Raw genomic sequence first — 7,545 nt, forward strand, 5'->3', positions numbered from 1 at the left:
ATTCGGAATCAACTGCTCTACCGCCATGCTTTCGAAGACACCACTGAGAGACTTGGAACCGAACAGCGGAGTGTCTGGACGTCGTACAATCATTGTTTTCCGAGCATTCAGACGCACACGTTGATATGCCTCCCGCACAGCGCTAGCGGGCGAGCTAAGGGCCTGCTGGCGCACGTTCTCGTAAAACTGTCCGTCCGTAAAGGATGAGAGGCTGGATCCAATTTGCTTCTCGTAAGCGTGAAAAAGGCGGTCTGAAATCCAGCTCTCACCCTGCCGCTTGGTATCCAGGCCCTCGTCAGGGAGAGGCACGTAAACGGGGCGGCCGCGTGGGGGTGCTTGCTTCTCTTCCTCGGCCTTGAGATCAGGCTTTTCGTCCGTGGGCGGCTCTTGTTGATTATCTCCGGGATCAGCATGGGCAGGAGGCTTCTTCTTCGCGCCTCCTGATAGACGGATTTCGTCGACCTCGCTAGAGGCTTCGTCGGCTTCAGCGTCGAGTGAGCCACCAGCGAAACCGATGCGCTTGATCTTCCGTAGGAGTTCGCTAAGAGGTTGTTTGAACATGAGAGCCAACACAAAAACAGTGAGCGGCCACACGAGCACTTTGAGGAATTCAAGCGTCAGATTCGCTATGACTACTGCGTTTTCCAAGTTCAAGTGCCGCTTCCCGTCCCAGTTCCAATAGCTTTTACCCCCAATGAAGAGTAGCTAAGAGGACCGGTCGAGCATTCAAGCCACGCGGAGCCGCAGAACTTCGATGGACGCGTCCGCGGGAGCACCGGGCTCATACCGAGATCGTCCCTGCTAGAAAGGGCATCGACATCTTCGCACTGGTGACACTAACTCCGCCCCTCGCGGCATCGCTCGAATTCTGCCGCGCCGAAGTGCCAACTCGACAATCCTCGCGCGACACTCACCGCGCCAAGTGAACACATGCCCATACAGTCCCAAGATGCGTGGGTGCCGCTTGTGCTGGGCCGATCGATTGTGCCGGAGGCCGCGGCGGTAGCGGTGAGCGCCGTCCCCATGCAGGCTCGCGGCCTTGAATCTCATCAAGAGAACAAAGAGACCGGCGGGCGCGCGGGCTCCGGGTAATCGGACCGCTGGTACCTATGATTGGTCCGTGGGAGACGCAGAGAAGGTCCGAGCCAGCAGGGACGGGGATAGATTCCATTACTACTGGGCTGCGCGTAGGGCGCTGCTGCTGCTGGACCCCAGCGGCGACCTTGAGGTCGTGGGCGTCGAAGGCCTCCCAGCCGGTGAAGAAGTTTCGGGCGAAGAAGTCATCGATGTCGCCGAGTATTATGGCGGCCATAACGCCGAAACTTGTACAAGGTTCCGCTATGCGCAACTCAAACACTCAACGCTTCGAACAGCTGAACCGGTCGTTGCGTCGGAGCTGAAGAAAACACTGGAGAAGTTCGCGGGGATCTACCGCTCAGAATTGGCCGACGGCCGTGACAAGAAGCTTGAGTTCGTCGTAGTTGCAAACCGTAAGTTGAACCACAAAGTGCGCTTGTCTTTGAGGGAGATTGGCGACGGATTCACGGATTTCACTCATCCATCCGAGGCGAAATACCTTCGTGGATGCATGGGGTTCAACGAGGACAACGCACAAGAGTCGGCCTTCTGCCAGCTCCTGGCAATTGAGGACGGCGTTCCCGGAGTTGCAGACATGGAGAGGCTGCTGCGTCAAGAGCTGGAGCAGTTCCTGCCTGGAGGCGGCACCGGCACGGAGATGCCGCAGCTGATGGAAACCGTGTCCCGTTGTGCGACGTCTCTTGCCGATAGGCAGACGCTCGGTATCGGAGACATTCTGGTGTCCCTCCGAACGACACAGGAAGAATTGTTCCCAGCACCCAGCGCCATTGAACAGCTCAGCCACGTCATTCACACCCAAGATGTCGACGACATCGCGGCGGAGCTCCAGAATGGGCCCAATAACAAACTTCTCATCACTGCAGTTGGCGGCGTGGGCAAGTCCGTCTTAGCTTCCGCCCTGGAATCGGCATTACCGGAACGTTCCGTCACGATGGTGTACGACTGTTTCGCTGGTGGCGACTATCGCAAAGTTACGTCGCAACGTCACGAGCATCGAATCGGACTCACGCAGATCGCCAACCAGCTGGCCGCCGCCGGAATGTGCACGCCGCTCATCCCGACCCAGGCCCCGGAGGCTTCATACGTTCGCGTGTTCATGCGACGCATTCATGCTGCCGCCAACCAACTGGCGCTCGAAAACCCAAATGCACTTCTCACAGTCGTGATCGACGCAGCAGACAATGCAGCGATGGCTGCCGCAGAACAGCAATCTCGCACGTTCGTCGCCGACCTTTTCTGGGAAAAGTGGCCCGAAAACGCCCGGCTAGTGCAACTATGCCGCCCCGAGCGAAAGCACCTGCTCAGGATACCGCTGGCCGGCGTGACAGAGCTGCCCCTTGCCGGCTTTCAAAAAACCGAAACCCTGCACCACCTGCAGATAAAGTTTCCTGGGGCAAGCATAAAGGAAGCTAGCGAGCTGCATGTGCTCAGCGACGGTAACCCAAGGGTCCAGGCCATGGCTATGGAGAGCGCGGAAACCGTCGCCGATGCCCTCGCCGCCCTCCAGATTGCCAGCAACAGGCCAGGAGAGGTCCTGGACACACTATTGGCGCAACAAGTCCAATCCGTGGCCGACAGCGGCCACCTGCTACCGAACGAACTGACACCATTGTGCGAAGCGCTCGCAACCCTATATCCTCCAATGCCTTTGGACATTCTGGCAGAAATCACGGGCGTCGATGCCAACGCAATCCGAAGCTTCGCAGTGGCGCTCGGCCGCGGACTCCACACGTCCGGCACTACCCTTCAATTCCGCGACGAGCCGACCGAGACATGGTTTCGGTCGGCTCACGGGCTCAACACCAATCAAAAGCGGGAATTCGCAAGGAAAGTAGAACCGTTCGCGGACAGCTCTCCTTACGTTGCCAGCGTCCTTCCGCAGCTTTTCTTCGAGGCCGAAATGCAAGACGACCTCGTAGAGCTGGCGCTGTCAAACAAAGGCTTGCCGGGCGAGATTGACGAGTTGAAGGCACAGGAAATCGCACGATCCCGCGCGCGCTTCGCTCTATGTGCAATGCTCCGGGAAAGCCGCAACGCCGATGCTGCCCTACTGGCAGTCAGAGCCGGAGACATGTCATCTGGGCATTCTCGCAAGATGAAGCTAATCCGAAGTCACACAGATCTTGCCGCCCGATTCCTAGAAGCCGACATAGTCGAGGCGCTCTGCTCAGGCCGGGAACTAGCTTCTTACTGGCCAGGGTCGAACCTTCACGTCGAAGCAGCACTGCTGTCACACATCGACGAGTTTAAGGACGCAGCACGTAGCCGGCTCCGGTCAGCGATGAACAACTTTTCCGCCATACTGAGGCTGCCAGCTACCGACACAGCACGCAGAGATTCAGACATCACCGCAAATGAAATCGCGGATCTAGCGATGGTGGCCGTCAATCTCGACGGCGCAGAGGGCGGTTTCGACTTCATGTCTCGATGGCGGCCAAAGGAGTTTGTCCGCACCGTGGCAACGAAGCTTTGTGCTCGCCTGGGAGACGCCGGCCGTTACGAAGACCTGACCGGATTAATAGTTCATGGCAAGAATCACAAGCATGTCCAAGCTTCCGCTGCGGAGACAATGTTCGAGTTCAACGTCGTTCCGTCCGACGAGGCCACGCTGGCCCTGACCCAGATGCTGGGCAAACGGAAGAAGCCATTCAGCACGACGCGAAGGGCAGTCAGTGATGAACCTGATGTTCGAGGGGTCGTCTGGACACTCGTGCACGCGTTGAGGACCGGCATGGTGGACGAAACCGAGGCGCTCCGTATTCTTAACATCCACCTACCTGTTCATTTGCCCGATTTCGCTGGATCGCGAGGCCATACACCACTGTCAAGCAGCCTCCTACTCGGATTCGCGCTTCGCGCCCGACTTACCGGCACTACGCTCGCGGTCGAAACCATCGCCAGTGAAAAGTTGATGAAACTGATGGAGGAGAAGGAGCATGCGAACGACCAACACGCACGAGACTTTAACGCCAACATTCCAGGTCTATTGCCGTGGGCAGAGTGCTGGCTGGCCGCCCTCCTCGAAGGCGACTCCCCCGAGACTGCAGCCAGCTTCAAAGAACTAGTCACCGCCCTCAAACCAGTAAGCGACTACAACACCCCGTTCGTACTCCTCAACGCGGTAGCAGAAATCGCGACCCGTATGCTGACCCTCATCCCCAGGGATAGCCTTATCAAACAATTCGCGAGCTGGCACAAGGACTCCGATCAGCCACTCACACGTTCTCGCCGTGCAGTTGCACGCATAGCATTGCGCTCTCCTGTACTCGAGTCGTTTGGTCTTGAGGTGTTGACACGCGGGATTGACGCGGCGCAAGGTGACCGAACAGACGCCGAGTCCCGCGTTGAATCTCTGATGGACCTTGCGCGAACGATCCTCGCGGTCAACGAGAACGAAGCGCGCGCCATCTTCGATGCGGCGGTGAATGAGGCTGACCGAGTGGGTGATGACCTTTATGAACGCTGGCAGTCGCTTACAAACACGGCTAAGTCGCTGGGCACCGGCACGGAATCTATTCGCACCTATCGGCTCTTCCAAATTGGAGAGGAGCTTGACCGTTCCGGCGAGTTCCACGTTACCGAATTGGCCGAACGTCTTCGCCTTATGCATGAGCCGACCTACGTCTCTGCAATCTCACGGGCACGCGACAGGCGAACGTTGGATTTCAGCCTCATGCTTACACCAGCCTTCCTCGGCGCATCTGACCGAGGGCTTGAGCGGCTCGACCTGCTTGCACTGTACGCGTTCAAGCCACGGTCCGATTGGGGAAAACCTCTATCCAACCTGTCGCCAGCATCCGCCGCGCTGGCTACGAGCGTCTTTGAGGCGTTCACTCGCTTCGAACGCGCACACGGCGAGGTGCCGGAACCGGCACATGATGGACCCAGATCTTTCGACTATCCAGCGAAGGATCCCCCGATCGACCTCGCCATAGAATTTGGGGACGACGATTTCACCACAGAGGACTCTTGGAATAAGGCACTCGATGTGCTCGGCTGGCGAACTGGCAAACGACGCGAGCTCGCCGAGCTAGCCATGGTCAAGCACCCTACCCGCCGTCCTGAAGTTCTCGATGCGCTCGGGAGCGCCACAAACGCGTCTACAACCGATTTCGCGAATTTAGCTCACGCAGCAGCGCAGCAACCCCAGACGCTTGCACTCCGAAGCGCAACTGCCAGGTTCCTGCAATCCTTTGTAACCCGTTTCGCCCGACGTATCTGCACGCGTTTCGACGACGTTGACCTTGTCGCCTTCGCGGAAGCAACCGGAACAACAGTCACCAAGGTTACGCAGCTTGCAGCTAAAGAGCTCGGCAGTAGCGCCCACGATCTGACCTACAGGGAGTACTTCCTTCTCGCGTCCCACCTCGCCACTACATTGGATACCGAACCTACCGGGAAAGTGTTCGATGCTCTGGCAAGCCTTTTCGAGGACCTGGCCCCTTCTGACACCTCTGCTGACGGCCCCTACGATTCCCTGCCAAGCCATCCGGAGAACTCGTCCTCCTGCATTGCAGGCCTTATCTGGTGCGCACTCGGGGATATGTCCACCGAGTTACGATGGCAGGCGGCGCACGCTGTACTGCTGCTGGTAAGACTCGGCTGTGAGGACGAGCTCAAGAAGCTTGCCTTGTTTGCCGATGGGACAGAACCGGTGGCTCCGTTCATCGATTCGCGGCTCCCTTTTTACTCACTTCACGCCCGAATGTGGCTGCTTCTGGCGCTCGCCCGGGCAGCTCATGAGCCAAACGCTTCAACATTGCTTCCATTCGTCCCTTGGCTTGCGGATGTTGTCCGCGGCCCGCATCATGCTGCCAACCAAGTGTTGGCTCAGCGGACGTTGCTCGAATTGTCACGTCGCGGCATTGCACCCGAAGCGGCGAGCGCCGGTGTGCTGACGGTGCGAGTCGTCGCGGAGTGGATTGAGATGGAGTACAACGAGCGGCGGGGCCGCCCGAACCCACTAACTGTCAACGGCAAGGTCGAGGGCGAGTTGGAACGTGATCGTTTCTTTTTCGATTTCGAGTCTTATTGGTGCCGGGATCTGGCCGACACATTTGGAAGCACCGCAGAGGACGTCGGTCGTCGTGCCGCCCACGTTGCGGCAAATCTAGAGGGACATAAGGTGTTCGCGAACTCCAAGGATCCAAGGTCCGACGCAGACGTCTATGACCAACAAAAGTCGTACCCAGACCGCGGGGTTTGGCCCGGGCAGGACAACCTTGCGTTCTACCTTGCGGTTCATTCTTTGCTTTCTGTCGGCGCTGAGCTTGCAGAGTCCGCAACAGCTTACAAAGAACCCGATTCATCGGACGATTCCTATAGTGGCTGGCTTTCGACGTTCCTTCCGAAACGCTCGGACGGAAGGTGGCTCGCGGACCGTAGGGACAGCCCCCCGGTCCCAGCACCGGATGCTGTCGTGGCAGCCCAGGTATCGAAGGATGACTGGCCGTGGACCTTATCGAAGGAAACCTTCGCCGGCGCGGCCGGAATAGGAAGCGACTGGGTCACCGTGTGGGCGAATATCGACTCTGCTAGCGGCGAACTCTCAGAAGAAACACTGGTCGAGTGCGCATTGGTTCCCCACGATACGGCGCGCTCTCTCCTGATCGCGGTGCAGACGTCGCCACTAGGCCCATATTCATTCCGCATGCCAACGGCCAACGATCACTTCGATCGCCCCGACAAATACCCATTCTCCCTCGTCCCTTGGCTGGACGTAAATGAGTACCACCATGGCATCGACGAGCGTGACGAACGCGGAGGTGGCGTCAGGTTTCCCCCGACAAGGCCGAGTGAGAGCATCATCGCCCAGTTCGATCTCACGCCGGATGAAGACCAACGCACTTGGTTTCACGATGGCGCACCCGYATTCCGCAGCAGAGTCTGGAACAACATGAGTCCGGGAGTCGGTGGCCGGGAGAGTGGGACCGGAGGTGAACAGTTCGAAATCCATCATGAGTTTTTGAAAAGAGTTCTTCAGGAGATGGATTTGACCTTGATTCTGCAAGTCGGGTTACGTCGTGCCAGGCACCGCTCCTACTACCAACGCCGAAACGAGACGAACAATGAATTCGAATGGCTCGACCGGTCAGGCAAGACCTATCTCGTCAATCCGGAAGGAAGCTGGCTCCAATATTGACGAGGTCCTTAACCTCGGGCGCATGCTCGCGGCACATTTTGAAGACCACGACACTGTCGGAAAGTGGATGGCTCACCATCTGGCTGAACTCGCCGTGGCCGCGGAAAATAATGCGACCACGACCGTGGAACAGAGGAAGCAGATCGTAGAGATCATCCTCAAGGTCTGGAGTCATCGCCAATACTTCCCTAACGGGGCACCGCTTACCGAGTTCTCGAACGTGTTCGTTGCCCTCGACCGCCTCGGGGACGACCGACCATGGAAATTCTCTCGAATCTTCGACGCAGACACCGAGCCTACAGACC

Annotated in this window: 3 protein-coding genes; 1 reads left to right on the forward strand and 2 read right to left on the reverse strand. The window is 58.1% G+C overall.

Annotated features, from left to right (window positions below; all coding sequences use genetic code 11):
- Window positions 1–654 (reverse strand): hypothetical protein (locus AC1DR1_RS22610; protein WP_476993394.1); only part of this gene is annotated, 654 nt, incomplete at its 3' end.
- Between the two features lie 466 nt (window positions 655–1,120).
- Here AC1DR1_RS22610 and AC1DR1_RS22615 point away from each other — a divergent pair.
- Window positions 1,121–7,240 (forward strand): hypothetical protein, encoded by a 6,120-nt coding sequence (locus tag AC1DR1_RS22615; protein ID WP_476993395.1) that lies wholly within the window; start codon window positions 1,121–1,123, stop codon window positions 7,238–7,240.
- Here AC1DR1_RS22615 and AC1DR1_RS22620 read toward each other — a convergent pair.
- The coding region (locus AC1DR1_RS22620; protein WP_476993396.1) for a hypothetical protein at window positions 7,209–7,545 on the reverse strand (337 nt) is incomplete at its 5' end. The two genes, AC1DR1_RS22615 and AC1DR1_RS22620, sit on opposite strands and share 32 nt — an antisense overlap.

The sequence above is a fragment of the Arthrobacter sp. P4_F10 genome, assembly GCF_056401435.1.